The sequence below is a fragment of the Ochrobactrum sp. MYb379 genome (assembly GCF_037479515.1).
Classification (GTDB): Bacteria; Pseudomonadota; Alphaproteobacteria; order Rhizobiales; family Rhizobiaceae; genus Brucella.
The window spans coordinates 50,344-64,188 of sequence record NZ_JBBGYW010000017.1 but is presented as its reverse complement, the minus strand read 5'-3'; the positions used below and the strand labels follow the sequence as shown (position 1 = coordinate 64,188).

The window sequence follows — 13,845 nt, the reverse complement described above, 5'->3', positions numbered from 1 at the left end:
GTTTCCCCTTTTTGTTTTTGATTTTGCGGTATGGTCAGCTTTGTGACCTCAGCACGTCCGCTAAAAATGCTTCGACCGGCTCCAGCACTTTGAAAGGCTCATGAGCCACGCCCGGCACCCTGTCCCTGCGAACCGGGATGCGATGCGCTTCAAAAGACTTGGCCAGTGCTTCAATGCGTTCGATCCGGCAATCGCCCTGAAGATCGGCGCCGCCCATCCAGAAGGCGCTGTCACGCGGGATGGCGATTTCCCAAGTCGCGGTATCTTCCTCACCTATCACTGTATGAACCGTAACAGCCTTCATCGCTTCAAGATCAATGCGGCAGCCAAAACGTGCTTCAACATCGCGAACGCCAACCCACCAGTCATAATCAGAATTGAGCAGAGTTACTATGCCCGGCGCTCCGATTGAGACGGCCTTGAGCCTGTGGGGATGCAGCATGAAAAAGCGCTGGCAGAACTGCCCGCCGCCCGAAAAGCCGTACATGATAGCGCGATTGCTTTTGACGCGATACTTGGCGGCCACTTCGTCGATCATCGACAGCAGAATATGATCAAAGCGAATGCCGTGAAACTCGATGCGCTTGTAGTTGGCAAGATCGCCCTGCACGACGATGCCCGCAGGAAACAGCGGCGCCAGAACAATGCAGCGGTTCTTTCGCGCAAAATTTGCAAAGTGATCGCGGTACTGTGCCGCCGTCCGCCCCGTCCCGTGAATGATAACGATCAGTTCGTGCGTTTCGGTGCCGTCTTCATCATAGTCCTCAGGGACATAAAGGCAGTAACTGAAACGCTGATCGAACTGACTTGCAAAAAACGTGGTCGCTCCGAAATCGTAGAAGCTGAGTTTTTTGCCATGGCCCTGCCGTTTAGTAACAGGCTTTTCCTCAGTGATGGACATGACCGCCCTCCTCTCCGGATTTCGTATTTGCACTATCGCCGCGCCATTTGAGTTTGACGCCGCCCTCGCCCGTCAGTTCGAGCATTGGAATGGCTGACAAAAGACGTCGGGTATAGCCGTTTTGCGGCGCGTCGAAAATCTCGTCGCGCGTTCCCTGCTCGATAATGCGACCGTCATTCATCACGACCACACGATCGGCAATTTGTTCAACCACGCCCAGATCATGGGTAATGAACAGGCAACCGAAGCCATAGCTCTGCTGCAACTTGGCAAAGAGATCGAGAACCTGCGCACGCACGGTTACGTCAAGCGCCGAGACTGCTTCATCGGCAATGACAAAAGCGGGACGGCGCACGAGCGCACGCGCAATCGCCACACGCTGACGCTGACCACCCGACATTTCATGCGCATAGCGATTGGTATAATCTCCACCGAGGCCAACGTCCTCCAGTGTTTCGCGAACACGATCCACTTTCTGGCTGGACGAAAGCTCTTTCGAGAAGCGCAGCGCCTCACTGACCAACTCGCCCACTTTCATACGCGGATCGAGTGATGAATAAGGGTCCTGAAACACCATCTGAGTGTGATAACGATAATCCTGATAATGGGATGAACGTCTCTCGACAGGTTGTCCCTTGAACAGCAACTTCCCTTCGCTCGGCTTGATTAGTCCAGCCATCACGCGCGCGGCCGTGGTCTTGCCCGAACCCGAGCCGCCAACCACTGCAACAACCTCGTTGGGCAGAACATCAATCGTAACCCCATGCAGAGCTCGCTTGCCAACAGCTTTCTTGAACCAGCCACCCCGGCCTTCAAAATCGACAACAAGATCGCGCACGCTGATCAGCGGATCTGCCTTTGGAACCACGCGTGCAGGCCCACGAACCGGTAATGTCGAAAGCAGTTTACGGGTGTAATCATGCCGGGGCTTTGCCAGAACATCCGCGGTATCGCCCGTTTCAACCACTTCACCATGGCGCATCACAACCACACGTTTGGAATAGCGCGCAATCATTGGAAGATCGTGACTGATCAGCAAAACGGTCGTGCCACGTTCCCTCGTGAGATCGACCAGCAACTCCATAACCTCGCGCTGGATAACCGCATCAAGCGCAGTGGTCGGCTCGTCCGCGATCAACAGATCAGGCTTCATGAGCATCGCGCAGGCGATCATGATGCGCTGGCGCATTCCGCCTGAGAACTCATGTGGGAACGCCTCAACTGCCCGATCAGGATCGGCAATACCAACACGCAACAACATAGCTCTGATCCAGTCGGCATGTTGTGCTTTCTCGGCTGGAAAGTGCAGTTCCAGCCCTTCTTCAAGCTGCCGCCCGATGGTCAGTGACGGGGTAAGCGAAGTCATCGGCTCCTGAAAGATCATGGCAATGCCATCGCCACGCAGCCCGCGCAAAGCGGTCGGCGACATCGTTGACACGTTCTGCCCCTTGAAGCGGATTGCACCATGACTTGTTTTAATGGACGCCGGAACCAGCCCCATGACCGCCCGCGCGAGCATGGTTTTTCCAGAGCCGGATTCACCAACGATGCCAAGAATTTCGCCAGCTTTTATGGAGAAGGAAGCGCGCTTGACGATCTCCAACGCACTGTCGCCAACACGCAGGCTGACATCGTTGATTTCAAGCAGGGGTGCGGAAGTCATGAGCGCTTCCTCATGCGTGGGTCGAGGCGGTCGCGCAACGCATCACCAAGAAGATTAATACCAAGCAGCGACAGCGAAATTGCAAGACCAGGGAATATACCAAGCCAAACGGCCTGCTCAATGAAATTGCGGCTTCCCGCTAGCATATTGCCCCAAGTCGGCGCTGGCGGCGGCACACCCAGACCCAGAAAGCTGAGCGAGCTTTCCGCGAGAATTGCCCAGCCGCACATGGACGTTGCCATGACCAGAACAGGTGCCAGACAGTTGGGCAGAATATGGCGCACCATTGTATAGATTTCCGAATTTCCCATGACGCGGGAAGCCTCAACGAACTCCCGTTCACGCAGGCTTAAAACCGTGCCACGGACCACGCGGATCACCGAAGACATATAGGCCAGAGCAAGCGCTAAGATGATGCCATTCTTGTTGGCGCCAAAGACGGCCAGCAAACCAAGCGCCATCAATATGCCGGGGAACGCCAGCAAAGCATCATTGACCATCATCAACAGCCGGTCGAACCAGCCACGCAAGAAGCCGCTGATCGCCCCGACAAGCACTCCGCCGAGGGTGGCGAGAAAGACTGTGAACACGCTGATTGAAACACTGGCCGATGCGCCTCTCATAAGACGGCTCAGCTGGTCGCGCCCAAATTCATCCGTACCCAGCCAATGCGCGGCACTTGGCGCCGCAAGGCGCGCGGCAAAGTCGAGGGCCAACGGGTTGTAAGGCGTCCAGAAGGAACCTACCACCGCTATAGTGAGAAGCGTTGCGGTCAGGGTTCCGCCAATAATCGCGTTGAGAGAGAGATTTTTCATTTTGCCGTCACCTTCGGGTCGAAGAACGGATAGAGAAGGTCCACGATCAGATTGACCAGCACATAAACGCAGGCTGTGAACAGCAAACAGCCCTGAATGACGGGATAATCGCGAGCAAAGATCGCATCAACCAGAAGCCTGCCAAGTCCGGGAATCGTGAAAACCGTTTCCACAACTGCAATACCGCCAAGCAGATTGCCAAGGATCAGCCCCAACAGTGTCCAGGTCGGGCCAAACGCATTACGGAAAGCATGACGCCACATCACGGTTGCTTCCGACAGTCCCTTGGCGCGGGCATGGGTGATGTAATCCAGATTCAGCACTTCAAGCGTCGAGGCGCGCGCCATCCGCAGAATGACGCCGATTTCATGCAGAAACAGTGTAGTGATCGGCAAAACCAGATAGAGAAACGCTTTCCATGGGTTCTCACCAAAGCTGACATAGCCGACAATCGGCAACCAGCCGAGCTTGAGGCCAAAGGCAAGCAACAGCAGCAAGCCCATCCAGAATGTCGGAACCGAAAGTAGCAAGGTTGCACAGGTCACAAGCGTCAGATCGGTCAGGCTGTTCTGCTTCCAGGCTGCGATCATTCCAAGCGGAACAGCGACAAGCGTAGAAAGCATAACTGCTGACAAGACGATACGCGCACTGACCGAGAAGCGCTCCAGAACCAGAGAAAGAACCGGCTGCTGGTTGGCAATGGAGACACCGAGATCACCATGCAGAACATTGCCTCCCCAGATCAGAAACTGGGTAAAGACGCTGTGATTGAGGCCCAGCTGCTCGCGCAGCGCGGCCAGCGTCGCAGCATCCGCAGAATCGCCCAGCATCAGGGCTGCAGGATCGCCCGGTATCAGCCGGACAATCACAAACACAGCCACTGCCACGATCAGCAATGTTGGAATGGCCATGCCTATTCTGGAAAGCGCAAAGCGCAGCATTTCTTTAGCCTTCGATAAAGAGGGATTTCGCGCGTGGCGCGGCATCAGACGGTAGCGGCGTATAATCCTGCAGACAGTAGGTCGCAAACTGGCGGTTCAAAGCAGGCAGCGGCGCGATTTCCATCACGCCAAGCGCTGCTTCCATCACCACCATGGCAACTGTGGCCGTGATATTGTCGTGATTGCCAGCACGTGGAGGACGGCAGACTGCATAAGGTGTCAGGAAGTCGTCGAACAGTGCTTCCTTCAGCTCCTTGCGGCCAATTTTTCCACCATGTGATTCAAGAGACTGGCGAACGCGCCAATCACGGTAGAAGCTTTCAGGTACGAACGGGATGCCGGTGTCGCGCAGCTTTGTCAGCGCAATTGGGCTGACCCAATGATTGGCGTGAACGATCAGATCATTCTCAGGCAGGATCGGGAAGGACTCATCCGGCGCGCATTCAAAATCGATGCCGAAACCGGCGCTCGTCGCAATCATGATATTGTTTGAGCAGGATTTTGGTGTCGAAGCCACAGCCTTTATTGCTTTGGCAAAATGCTCCTGCTCAAGCACCTTGCGGCGCACGAGACCCAAAGGAACGCCCAGCTTCTTATAGTCGCGTTCGCATTCGAGATAATTGGCGGTGATCGAGATTCCCGCTTCATTGAAGCCGCTGCGCGCTAGCCCACCAGCCTCGACAAACGTTACAAAATCGGGGCCGCAATTGTTGCGAACACGCAGCACAATGCCGGTTTCCACACATTCAGAACGCCAGTCCCAGTTCTGGCCATGAACCAGATTACCAGAAGTACTTTTCGCAGGCATGATGAGAGCACCGGTGCAGCCGTCATCCTGCTCTTCGGGATCAGGCGAACCAGTTTCCGCACGCGCCATCGCAACGACTTCCGTGCGTGCATTGATCATGACGATCTGCTCAAACGGCACATCCGCACCTTTGGCGATGCCGCGCATTTCCTCGACATAAGACGCGTCGAATTCCTCGATCCGGCCAGCAAATTCTTCGATGAGACCTTGCCTGCGCTCAGGCGAAAGACCAAACGCGTCGAGCGTGCTGGAATAAAGACCCGCGCTGCGCCGGATGCGTTCAGCCGCCAGCACCCCATATTGGCGCCCGCGCTCTTCCGGTACGCCCGAAACTGTAATGAATGGAAATGGGGTAACTGACATACTCAATCCATATTTCACATTTTGTATTTTGTATCTTCTTAATACAATTCACATTCAATCATTGCGGAGTCAACAGTTTTTTATTAGAACATGGAACAATTAGATTTATACCCTTCCTATTGAGAGCCAACCTGTCATTCCAATGGGATAGGCTATACGAGAAAGAAATGGCCTATTTCAAAATATCCCGTATTCTTTGAGCATAGGTCCATGAGAGAACGCACATTCAGGGGGCGCTGCGCGTGAATATGGACGTTAAGAGATCAACGGAAGGCGAATCCGGCCTGAGCAGTCTTCAGGCGGAAGTCGCACATAAAATGGTCTCGCTCATATCCGCTGCACGCTGGAATATCGGCGACCGGCTGTCGGATGCTGCCATTGCAAAAGAGCTCCGTGTATCGCGGTCGCCCGTGCGTCAGGTGCTCAATCTTCTTGTGCAGCAGGGTATTGTCAGTCAGACACCCAATCGCGGATATCAGCTGCATCGCATTCCAGAGCCGGACGAACTCAACGACAATCTGCTGCCGCCATCGGAGGCGGAAGAGCTCTATCGGCGTCTGATGAGTGCGCGCGCCTCTGGTGCTGTTGGTGACGAAGTGTCGGAAGCCGAACTTGCCGATCAGCTGGGTGCGACGCGCGGCGCGGTGCGCCGGGTCCTGATGCGTTTTGCCACCGAAGGTCTCGCAGAGCGTCTTCCGGGCCATGGCTGGCGCTTTGCCGAGTCGCTCGATAATGAGCGCGCGGTCAATGAAAGCTACGCCTTCCGCCTGGTGATCGAATGCGGTGCGCTTTCGCAACCCGACTACGCGCCTGATCTCAGCCAGCTCGCAGCTCTGCAACGCGAGCAGAATGAAATATCGGTCCTGCCGATCCAGAATCTCACACGCGATCTCTGGTTCAACGCCAATGCCAACTTTCACGAAACCATCGTTTCGTGGGCGAATAATCGGTTTTTCACGCAATCAGTCCGTTGGCAGAACCATCTGCGCCGCATGACGGAATATTCCGATTTCGACCGTCTGGGCGAAGAGCGTATCCGCAAGGCCTGTAAAGACCACTTAGGCATTCTCGAAGCCATCGAGAACAAAGATTTCGAATTCGCGTCAGCTCTACTCAAACGCCATATCAGCCGTTCAGGTGCCGAAGACGTATAATGGTAGCCAAATGTCTGGATGGCACGAGTTCGACCAGTATATACCCCCAGATCTTTTTGCTAAACGGATCAGTAATAGTGCCAGTTCCTCATTGGCGTGAATAAGCGGCGAAAGCAACGTCTTCATAGTAATCGGGACAGATTTGTTTGTTCGTTTATAATTTGGATTTTGAGTAAATATTCGCGGCTTTCTCGAAGTTCCCAAGTCATTGATCCTTAGAAACAGGAAGGAAATGAACTCTATAAGCCGTGCATTGGCATCAACTATTTGAAATAATCAGGCTGCATTTTCGTGGCTGATAAACTTACGGAAACGCTCGGATTTTGAATTTCCGAACACGTCTTCAGGCGCACCATCTTCTTCGACCAAACCCTGATGCACAAAGACCACGCGATTGGACACATCACGTGCGAAGCCCATTTCGTGCGTGACGACCAGCATGGTGCGGCCTTCTTCTGCCAGACCGCGCATAACGCGGAGCACTTCCCCAACCAGTTCAGGATCAAGCGCCGAGGTCGGCTCGTCAAACAACATGACCTTCGGCTTCATCGCGAGTGCACGCGCAATGGCTGCGCGCTGCTGCTGGCCACCCGATAAATGTGCCGGATAGAAATCGCGCTTGTCAGCAATACCAACCTTGGCGAGCAAAGCTTCCGCCTCTGCCACGCATTCGGCACGCGAACGGCCCTGCACATAGATCGGTGCTTCAATGATATTTTCGAGAATGGTCTTGTGAGACCAGAGATTGAAGCTTTGGAACACCATGCCGAGTTCAGAGCGGATACGCGATACCTGCTTCTTATCAGTTGGATAAGCTTCGCCCTTCGAGTTCTTCGCCATGCGAATGGTCTCGCCCGAAACAGTCACGGTGCCAGACGTCGGTGTTTCCAGCAAATTGATGCAACGCAGGAACGTCGATTTGCCGGAGCCAGAAGAGCCGAGGATCGAAATTACTTCGCCTTCGCGCGCTTCCAGAGAAATGCCCTTAAGCACTTCATTCGCACCGAAGCTCTTGCGCAGATTTTCGACTTTCAGAGCCACGTTCGACGTCACCGGGGATGTTGGAGACACAAGTTTACTCACGATGATTTTCCTTCGGTGGCGGTTTTGACGACGGGCTGGCGCAGATACGGCGTGAGCTTGTATTCAGCGAACATAAGCACACGTGTCAAAACGAAGTTGATAGCGAGATAGATCGCGCCCGCAATGACGAACACTTCAATCGCACGATAGGATTCTGCGATCAGCTTGGCGGCGATGCCTGTTACTTCCATCAGGGTGATGATGGAGGCCAGCGACGTTGCTTTGACCATAGAGATCATTTCATTGCCATAGCCTGGCAGCGCCTGACGGATTGCAAGCGGCATCACAATGCGACGGAAGCTTGTGAAGCGCGACATGCCGCAGGCTTTTGCAGCTTCGATCTGACCACTGGGAACTGACAACAGACCACCACGAATAATTTCACTGGCATAAGCTGCGTTGTTCAAAGTCAGCGCTATGATTGCGCACCAGTATGGTTCGCGCAGGATTGGCCACAGGAACGAATAACGCACTGACGGAAACTGGCTGAGGCCGTAATAGATAATGAATATCTGAACCAGAAGTGGTGTGCCGCGAAAGACAAACACATAAAGACGCGCGGTCCAATCGAGAACGGTAATCCCCGACAGACGCATCAGCGCAAAAAGCAGAGCCAGAATAGCGCCAAAGACAATCGAGCTTGCCGCAAGCTGAAGTGTCAACGGCACGCCGCTCATCATCTGCATGAAGGATTCGGTATAGAACTGAAGGTTCATGATGCCCTCCGGACGCCGCGCGAAAAGTGACGTTCCGCTTTTTGCAGAATGGTGCCGGAAACCGACGAAATCAGCAGATAAAGCGCACCGGCAATCAGGTAGAAGTTGAATGGCAAGCCCGTAGAACCTGCTCCAATCTGGGCCTGACGCAAAATGTCAACAACGCCGACAACGGAAATCAGCGCGGATTCTTTCAATGCAACCTGCCAGACATTACCGAGGCCCGGCAGCGCATGCCGAAGTGCCAACGGCGCAATGATGCGGCGAAACTTGAGCGCCTGTCCCATACCGCAAGCAGAGGCCGCTTCAAGCTCGCCCTTGGAAACGGCACGAAATGCACCACGGAAAACTTCCGTATGATGCGCACCGCAGGAAATGCCGATTGCAAGCACACCAGCGAGGAATGCCGGAAAGCCGACAAAACCCTGAGCGCCGAAGAAACGGCCAATTGCTGTTACAGCGGCACTACCGCCGAAATAAAACAGATAGATCACCAAAAGATCGGGAATGCCGCGAATGATTGTGGTGTACGCATCTGCAACGCCACGAAGCGTGCGTCCGCCGGAGATTTTGGCCCATGCTGCAAATACGCCAATGATCGCGCCAAGCAGATAGCCGACGACAGACAGTGCGACGGTGACGAGGACCGCCATCATCAGCACATGGCCCCAGCCATCGGGCCCGAAGCTCAGAATATCGAGAAAAGCCTTCATGATGCCTCAGGCCGTGTGGGGGATAGGGAAATAAACGTCATCTTGTTTGCCGGGTGTCTCATTAGGCTGGTGCTGGCGCGTCAATCAAAGGCCGCTCCTGTAACAAACTGGGCGGCCTCTGATGGGTAGCTGAGCTTTTTAGAGCTCCGCTTCATCCATGTCGAGAGAACAAAAATTCAGACATTGAACTGGAAACCATCAACTGTGAATGATTGTCCTGTGATGAAACAAGGCTCGGAAGTCGCCAGAAAAGTCACCAGACGGGCAACGTCGTCAGCACAGCCAAGCCGTCCCAACGCAATACCGCGGATAACCTCGTCGGCTCGTTCAGTGACATTGGTATCAATCTCGGTACGAATGACGCCAGGACAGATGGCGTTGACCGCAATGTTTGGCCCCAGTTCCTTGGCAAGGGAACGAGTCATGCCAAGGATACCGGCCTTTGCCGCCGCATAAGCGAACTTGCTGACCGCAGCCGTCACACCACCCGAATAGGCATTCAGTGACGACATCGAAACAATCCGGCCACCGCCCTGTTTCAGCATATGTGGTGCGGTATGCTGAATGTAGTTGAAGCAGCTTTTCAGATTGATTGCGATGGCGCGGTCGAACTCATCTTCCGAAATATCAAGAATGCCGACAGGTGCGGAACGCCCGGCATTGTTGAGAAGGAAATCGACGCGACCAAACGCATCCATCATTTCGGCTACCACTTCGCCAGCCCGTTTATGGCTTGAGACGTCCGCAACACATTGCAACGCACGCACGCCAAGGCTTTCAATTTCGGCAGCGGTGTCCGCCAGTTCCGCTTCCAGCAAATCGACCAGTGTAACGTGATACCCGGCACGCGCCAGATCGAGAGCACAAGCCTTTCCGATGCCCCGCGCGCCTCCGGTGACGATGGCAACCTTGTTTTCAGTGTTCATTTCAATACGTGCTCCTTTTGTGTTGCCATGTGATGGTATGTCTGTCACATTATTCCACAACAGGAATTTGGTTCACATATATGAACATAGAAAATAACGGCGAAGTGAAATCCGCAGTTCGGGTTCTCGAAATCCTCGAGTTCCTTGCGCGCGCGCATAAACCGGTGACGCTTAAGGCAATCGTTGCGGAACTGGGTTATCCCAAGAGCAGCACCTTCAATCTGCTCGCAACTCTAGTGGCACGCGCTTATGTCGTTCGCGACGACACTGAATCTTATAAAATTCACGATACATTCCGAAACGGCCCCGGCTGGTGCAGCGGCAGCGACGCCTATCTGATTGCCACCGCACAGCCGATAATGGACGCGATGCGCGACAGCGAAGGGGAGACTGTGTTTCTCGGCACGCGCCGCAAGGATGGCCGCGTTAAGCTTCTGGCCAAGAGTGCAAGCTATCAGGTGGTGCGCTTTGATTCTGACCTGACAGGCTCCGACCCTGCTTACTGCACGGCAATGGGACGTGTTCTTCTCGCACACTGGCAGCCGGAAAAGACGTCGAGCTATCTCGCAAAAGAGCGCATCATCCCTTTGACCGACAAGACCGTGATCGACCGTGTGCAAATCCGCCGTATCATCGACGCAACGCGTGAGGCTGGCTACGCGATTTGCGATGAAGAAGCCGTTATGGGCGGCTCAGGTGTCGCAGCACCTGTCTTTGATTCAAGCGGCGAAGTTATCGCAACACTCAATATGGCAACGATTTCATCGCGCTTCACAGCGTGTCGACAGCGCATGATCGACGCAGTGGTAAAGCATGCCGCCGAATTAAGCGCCCGCCTCGGACACAAACCATCCACAACAGACAAGCAGTAAAATGGATATTCACTTCAAAGAAAAAAGAGTTCTGATCACCGGGGCCGCAAGGGGAATTGGCCGCGCAATTTGCGAGGCATTCGCCGCCGATGGGGCACATGTAACGGCAACCGATGTTCTTGATGCCGAACTGGCAAGTCTTGTGGGCGAAGCGTGTCCTGCACGTGGTGGCTCAATCCGCGCAGTTCATCTTGATGTTACCGATGAGGCCGCAATCGCCAAACTGGCAACTGACGCCGAGGTCGAAGGCGGTTTCGATGTGTTTGTGCATGTTGCAGGCGGTGTGCTTGGCCAGAAAAAACGCCCCTTGGAAGATGTACCGGCTGCAGACTGGGATCGTATATATGACATCAATGTGCGCGGTGCATTTCTCGTTGCGCGCGCCATCGTTCCAGCGATGAAAAGCCGTGGCGAAGGCAAGATGGTCTTCATTTCAAGCGGTGCTGGTCTGGGAGTCAGCCTGACAGGAATTCAGGCCTATGCCAGCGCCAAGGCAGCGCTCATCAGCCTCGCACGACAACTTGGCCATGAACTTGGCCCGTTCGGCATCAATGTGAATGCTGTCGCACCCGGCTTCTTGCGCACAAGCCCCGATTATGAGCGCCAATGGGCGTCTTATGGAGACGATGGTCAAGCCGCCATGCTCAATGAAATTCCGCTGCGCCGGATTGGGTTGCCGGAAGATATCTCAAATGCCGTGCTGTTCCTGACTTCCCCCTATGCAAGCTGGATCACCGGCCAGACTTTGTCGGTCAGTGGAGGACCAACAACATGACAACCGAAACACCGGTTCCTACATGGACATGGCCGGAAGAAAGACTGCAATCCATCATGAACCGCGCCCGCGCCGGTCGCAGTTTAAAACCATCGGCGTGGCCAGAAGGTGCAAAATGCGCGGTGGGCCTGTCGTTTGATTCTGACCACGATACGTTTGAATTGCGCGATGGCGGCAAATCCATTTCAGCGCTTTCGCAGGGTCAATTTGGACCAAGACAAGGTATTCCACGCATTCGCGAACTTCTGCGTCTCAACACTATTCCGGCGACTTTCTTTGTGCCAGCTGTTTCTGCGATACATTACCCCGAAGAACAGCGCGCCCTGATCGATGAAGGACATGAGATTGCCCTTCATGGCTGGATTCATGAGCGCAATGCTTTGCTTGATGGCGATACCGAACGCGATCTTCAGCACCGTTCTGCCGATGCGCTGGAAAAGATTACCGGCGTTCGTCCTGTTGGCATCCGGACACCATCCTGGGACTTTAGCGATAACACGCTGCAAATCACGGCCGAGATGGGCCTGATTTATGACTCATCCCTGATGGCCGATGTCGATTGTTACGAGCTATTGCTGCACGGCGAGCCATGTGGCGTGACCGAATTGCCTGTCGAATGGATTCGCGATGACGCCGCCTATCTTGTGATGGATCGTTGGGGCGGCTTGCGTCCGCAAATCGCACCACATGATATTCTGCAAATCTTCATTCGGGAGTTCGATGCGGCCTATGATGAGGGCGGAATTTTCCAGCTGACCATGCATCCCGACATCATCGGCCACCGGTCCCGCATCTGGATACTCAAAGAGTTGATTAGCCACATACGACAGCGCAAGGATATCTGGTTTGCAACCCATGCTGACATTGCGCGCTATGCGGCGCTAAATAGCTGATAGGAATAGAGTTTTCTCATTTCGATTTTGCACCCGGTTCGAAATTCGAACCGGGTGTCTCTGCATTGCCTTTCGACATTGCTTCAGTCATGAAAACGGAATTATATTCATATATGTGAACAAATTTCTGCTTTTCATCGCTAGATTGCAGGTCCAAACTCATGGATGAGACGGGTGTGAAGAATGGTTCTCATCAGAAGACCGCATCCCGATATCGATAAGAACGAGGGAACTATGTTTAAAAAAATCGCAGTTATCAGCCTTTGCACTTTGTCCGCCCTGTACAGCGGCAGCGTGCTTGCCAAGGAATGGAAATCAGTGACCGTTGGCGTTGAAGGTGCTTTTCCGCCCTTCAATTTGACGACACCCAGTGGCGAACTTCAGGGACTTGACCTTGATGTTATCAAGGAGGTCTGCAAGCGTGCCGAGCTCGATTGCACGATCGTGGCACAGGACTGGGACGGTCAGATTCCGTCGCTTCTTGCTGGCAAGTTCGATGTGGTTCTGACAATGGGTCCTAATCCAGAGCGGCGGAAGGTTATCGACTTCTCCGACCCTTATGTGATCACGCCAAATACATTCCTCGTGCCCGCTGAAGGTCCGCTTGCCAATCTCCCGCATAGCGGAGAGAGCCTTAACACCGAGACTGAAGAAGGCAAAAAAGCCCTCGCGGACCTCAAGGAAGCAGTAAAAGGCACGACACTCGGCGCATCGCTTTCAACCAGCCAACTGCAATTTGTCGAGCAGAATTTCGGCGATGTCGCTCAGGTCCGCTCTTACAAAGGCTCCGAACAGGTCAAGCTTGATCTGCAATCCGGCCGCCTCGATGGTCAATATGACAACGTCGTCTTTGCGCGGGATCGTGCGGAGAAAAGCAACGGCGCTCTCAAAATTAGCGGACCACTTCTGGCCGGCGGCATTCAGGCCACGAACGTGTGTATCGGTCTGCGCAAGGATGAACCGGAGCTGAAAGCAAAGCTCAACAAGGCACTTGGCGAAATGCAGTCCGATGGCACTCTGTCGAAAATGTCTGAAAAATGGTTCTCTATGGATCTTAGCCCAAAAGGCTAATTTACAGTGATATGACAAATACAAAGCGCGCTGTTTTAGCATCGTGACTTTTCTGGGTAACGACTTTTGAGCTTGGAATTCGATGGATTATTGAACGTTAGCTTGAAATGATATGCCCAGAGTCAACGCAATTCATGCTTCAGCAATCCGA

Annotated in this window: 14 protein-coding genes; 5 read left to right on the top strand and 9 right to left on the bottom strand. The window is 53.9% G+C overall.

Annotated elements, in window-relative coordinates; translation table 11 throughout:
- Positions 1-34: 34 nt before the first annotated feature.
- From WH356_RS20860 to WH356_RS20840, 5 genes are read right to left on the bottom strand one after another with little or no spacing between them, the layout of a single operon-like run.
- Positions 35-901: an alpha/beta hydrolase gene (locus tag WH356_RS20860; protein WP_339514271.1), complete on the bottom strand. Its 867-nt coding sequence runs from the start codon at positions 899-901 to the stop codon at positions 35-37.
- Complete coding sequence (locus WH356_RS20855) at positions 888-2,564, bottom strand: ABC transporter ATP-binding protein (RefSeq protein WP_339514269.1); 1,677 nt, start codon at positions 2,562-2,564, stop codon at positions 888-890. Before WH356_RS20855 ends, WH356_RS20860 begins: the two co-directional genes overlap by 14 nt.
- Complete coding sequence (locus WH356_RS20850) at positions 2,561-3,379, bottom strand: ABC transporter permease (RefSeq protein WP_339514267.1); 819 nt, start codon at positions 3,377-3,379, stop codon at positions 2,561-2,563. Before WH356_RS20850 ends, WH356_RS20855 begins: the two co-directional genes overlap by 4 nt.
- The gene (locus tag WH356_RS20845) at positions 3,376-4,320 is read right to left on the bottom strand and encodes an ABC transporter permease (protein ID WP_112812990.1); all 945 of its coding nucleotides are present in this window, start codon (positions 4,318-4,320) and stop codon (positions 3,376-3,378) included. Before WH356_RS20845 ends, WH356_RS20850 begins: the two co-directional genes overlap by 4 nt.
- Before the next feature lie 4 nt (positions 4,321-4,324).
- Entirely contained in the window at positions 4,325-5,491 is a 1,167-nt protein-coding gene (locus WH356_RS20840; protein WP_339514260.1) for a C45 family peptidase, read from the bottom strand.
- A gap of 248 nt (positions 5,492-5,739) precedes the next feature.
- Between WH356_RS20840 and WH356_RS20835 the strand changes: the two genes are divergently transcribed.
- Positions 5,740-6,645 (top strand): GntR family transcriptional regulator, encoded by a 906-nt coding sequence (locus WH356_RS20835; protein ID WP_339514304.1) that lies wholly within the window; start codon positions 5,740-5,742, stop codon positions 6,643-6,645.
- Positions 6,646-6,921: 276 nt separating this feature from the next.
- Here the strand turns inward: WH356_RS20835 and WH356_RS20830 are convergent, their stop codons facing one another.
- The 4 genes from WH356_RS20830 to WH356_RS20815 form a co-directional block, all read right to left on the bottom strand.
- A complete protein-coding gene (locus WH356_RS20830; RefSeq protein WP_339514258.1) occupies positions 6,922-7,728 on the bottom strand; it encodes an ABC transporter ATP-binding protein in 807 nt (268 codons plus the stop codon).
- On the bottom strand, positions 7,725-8,444 hold the full coding sequence (locus tag WH356_RS20825) for an ABC transporter permease (protein WP_339514256.1): 720 nt from the start codon (positions 8,442-8,444) through the stop codon (positions 7,725-7,727). The genes WH356_RS20830 and WH356_RS20825 overlap by 4 nt, the downstream gene beginning before the upstream one ends.
- Positions 8,441-9,157, bottom strand: a complete 717-nt coding sequence (locus WH356_RS20820) for an ABC transporter permease (RefSeq protein ID WP_339513366.1) — start codon at positions 9,155-9,157, stop codon at positions 8,441-8,443. The genes WH356_RS20825 and WH356_RS20820 overlap by 4 nt, the downstream gene beginning before the upstream one ends.
- Before the next feature lie 176 nt (positions 9,158-9,333).
- On the bottom strand, positions 9,334-10,083 hold the full coding sequence (locus WH356_RS20815) for an SDR family NAD(P)-dependent oxidoreductase (protein ID WP_339514254.1): 750 nt from the start codon (positions 10,081-10,083) through the stop codon (positions 9,334-9,336).
- An 80-nt stretch (positions 10,084-10,163) separates the two neighbouring features.
- Here WH356_RS20815 and WH356_RS20810 point away from each other — a divergent pair, with 80 nt between their 5' ends.
- The 4 genes from WH356_RS20810 to WH356_RS20795 all read left to right on the top strand — a co-directional run bounded on the left by WH356_RS20810 (position 10,164) and on the right by WH356_RS20795 (position 13,694).
- On the top strand, positions 10,164-10,955 hold the full coding sequence (locus WH356_RS20810; protein ID WP_339514252.1) for an IclR family transcriptional regulator: 792 nt from the start codon (positions 10,164-10,166) through the stop codon (positions 10,953-10,955).
- Between the two features lies 1 nt (position 10,956).
- Positions 10,957-11,730: an SDR family NAD(P)-dependent oxidoreductase gene (locus tag WH356_RS20805; protein ID WP_339514250.1), complete on the top strand. Its 774-nt coding sequence runs from the start codon at positions 10,957-10,959 to the stop codon at positions 11,728-11,730.
- Entirely contained in the window at positions 11,727-12,623 is an 897-nt protein-coding gene (locus WH356_RS20800) for a polysaccharide deacetylase family protein (RefSeq protein WP_339514248.1), read from the top strand. Before WH356_RS20805 ends, WH356_RS20800 begins: the two co-directional genes overlap by 4 nt.
- A gap of 234 nt (positions 12,624-12,857) precedes the next feature.
- A complete protein-coding gene (locus WH356_RS20795; RefSeq protein ID WP_339514246.1) occupies positions 12,858-13,694 on the top strand; it encodes a transporter substrate-binding domain-containing protein in 837 nt (278 codons plus the stop codon).
- The last annotated feature ends 151 nt before the right edge of the window (positions 13,695-13,845 follow it).

Coding starts and splice junctions, on each gene's coding strand:
- WH356_RS20860 (WP_339514271.1), bottom strand. CDS start 901: ATGTCCATCACTGAGGAAAAGCCTGTTACTAAACGGCAGGGCCATGGC.
- WH356_RS20855 (WP_339514269.1), bottom strand. CDS start 2,564: ATGACTTCCGCACCCCTGCTTGAAATCAACGATGTCAGCCTGCGTGTT.
- WH356_RS20850 (WP_339514267.1), bottom strand. CDS start 3,379: ATGAAAAATCTCTCTCTCAACGCGATTATTGGCGGAACCCTGACCGCA.
- WH356_RS20845 (WP_112812990.1), bottom strand. CDS start 4,320: ATGCTGCGCTTTGCGCTTTCCAGAATAGGCATGGCCATTCCAACATTG.
- WH356_RS20840 (WP_339514260.1), bottom strand. CDS start 5,491: ATGTCAGTTACCCCATTTCCATTCATTACAGTTTCGGGCGTACCGGAA.
- WH356_RS20835 (WP_339514304.1), top strand. CDS start 5,740: ATGGACGTTAAGAGATCAACGGAAGGCGAATCCGGCCTGAGCAGTCTT.
- WH356_RS20825 (WP_339514256.1), bottom strand. CDS start 8,444: ATGAACCTTCAGTTCTATACCGAATCCTTCATGCAGATGATGAGCGGC.
- WH356_RS20820 (WP_339513366.1), bottom strand. CDS start 9,157: ATGAAGGCTTTTCTCGATATTCTGAGCTTCGGGCCCGATGGCTGGGGC.
- WH356_RS20815 (WP_339514254.1), bottom strand. CDS start 10,083: ATGAACACTGAAAACAAGGTTGCCATCGTCACCGGAGGCGCGCGGGGC.
- WH356_RS20810 (WP_339514252.1), top strand. CDS start 10,164: ATGAACATAGAAAATAACGGCGAAGTGAAATCCGCAGTTCGGGTTCTC.
- WH356_RS20805 (WP_339514250.1), top strand. CDS start 10,957: ATGGATATTCACTTCAAAGAAAAAAGAGTTCTGATCACCGGGGCCGCA.
- WH356_RS20800 (WP_339514248.1), top strand. CDS start 11,727: ATGACAACCGAAACACCGGTTCCTACATGGACATGGCCGGAAGAAAGA.
- WH356_RS20795 (WP_339514246.1), top strand. CDS start 12,858: ATGTTTAAAAAAATCGCAGTTATCAGCCTTTGCACTTTGTCCGCCCTG.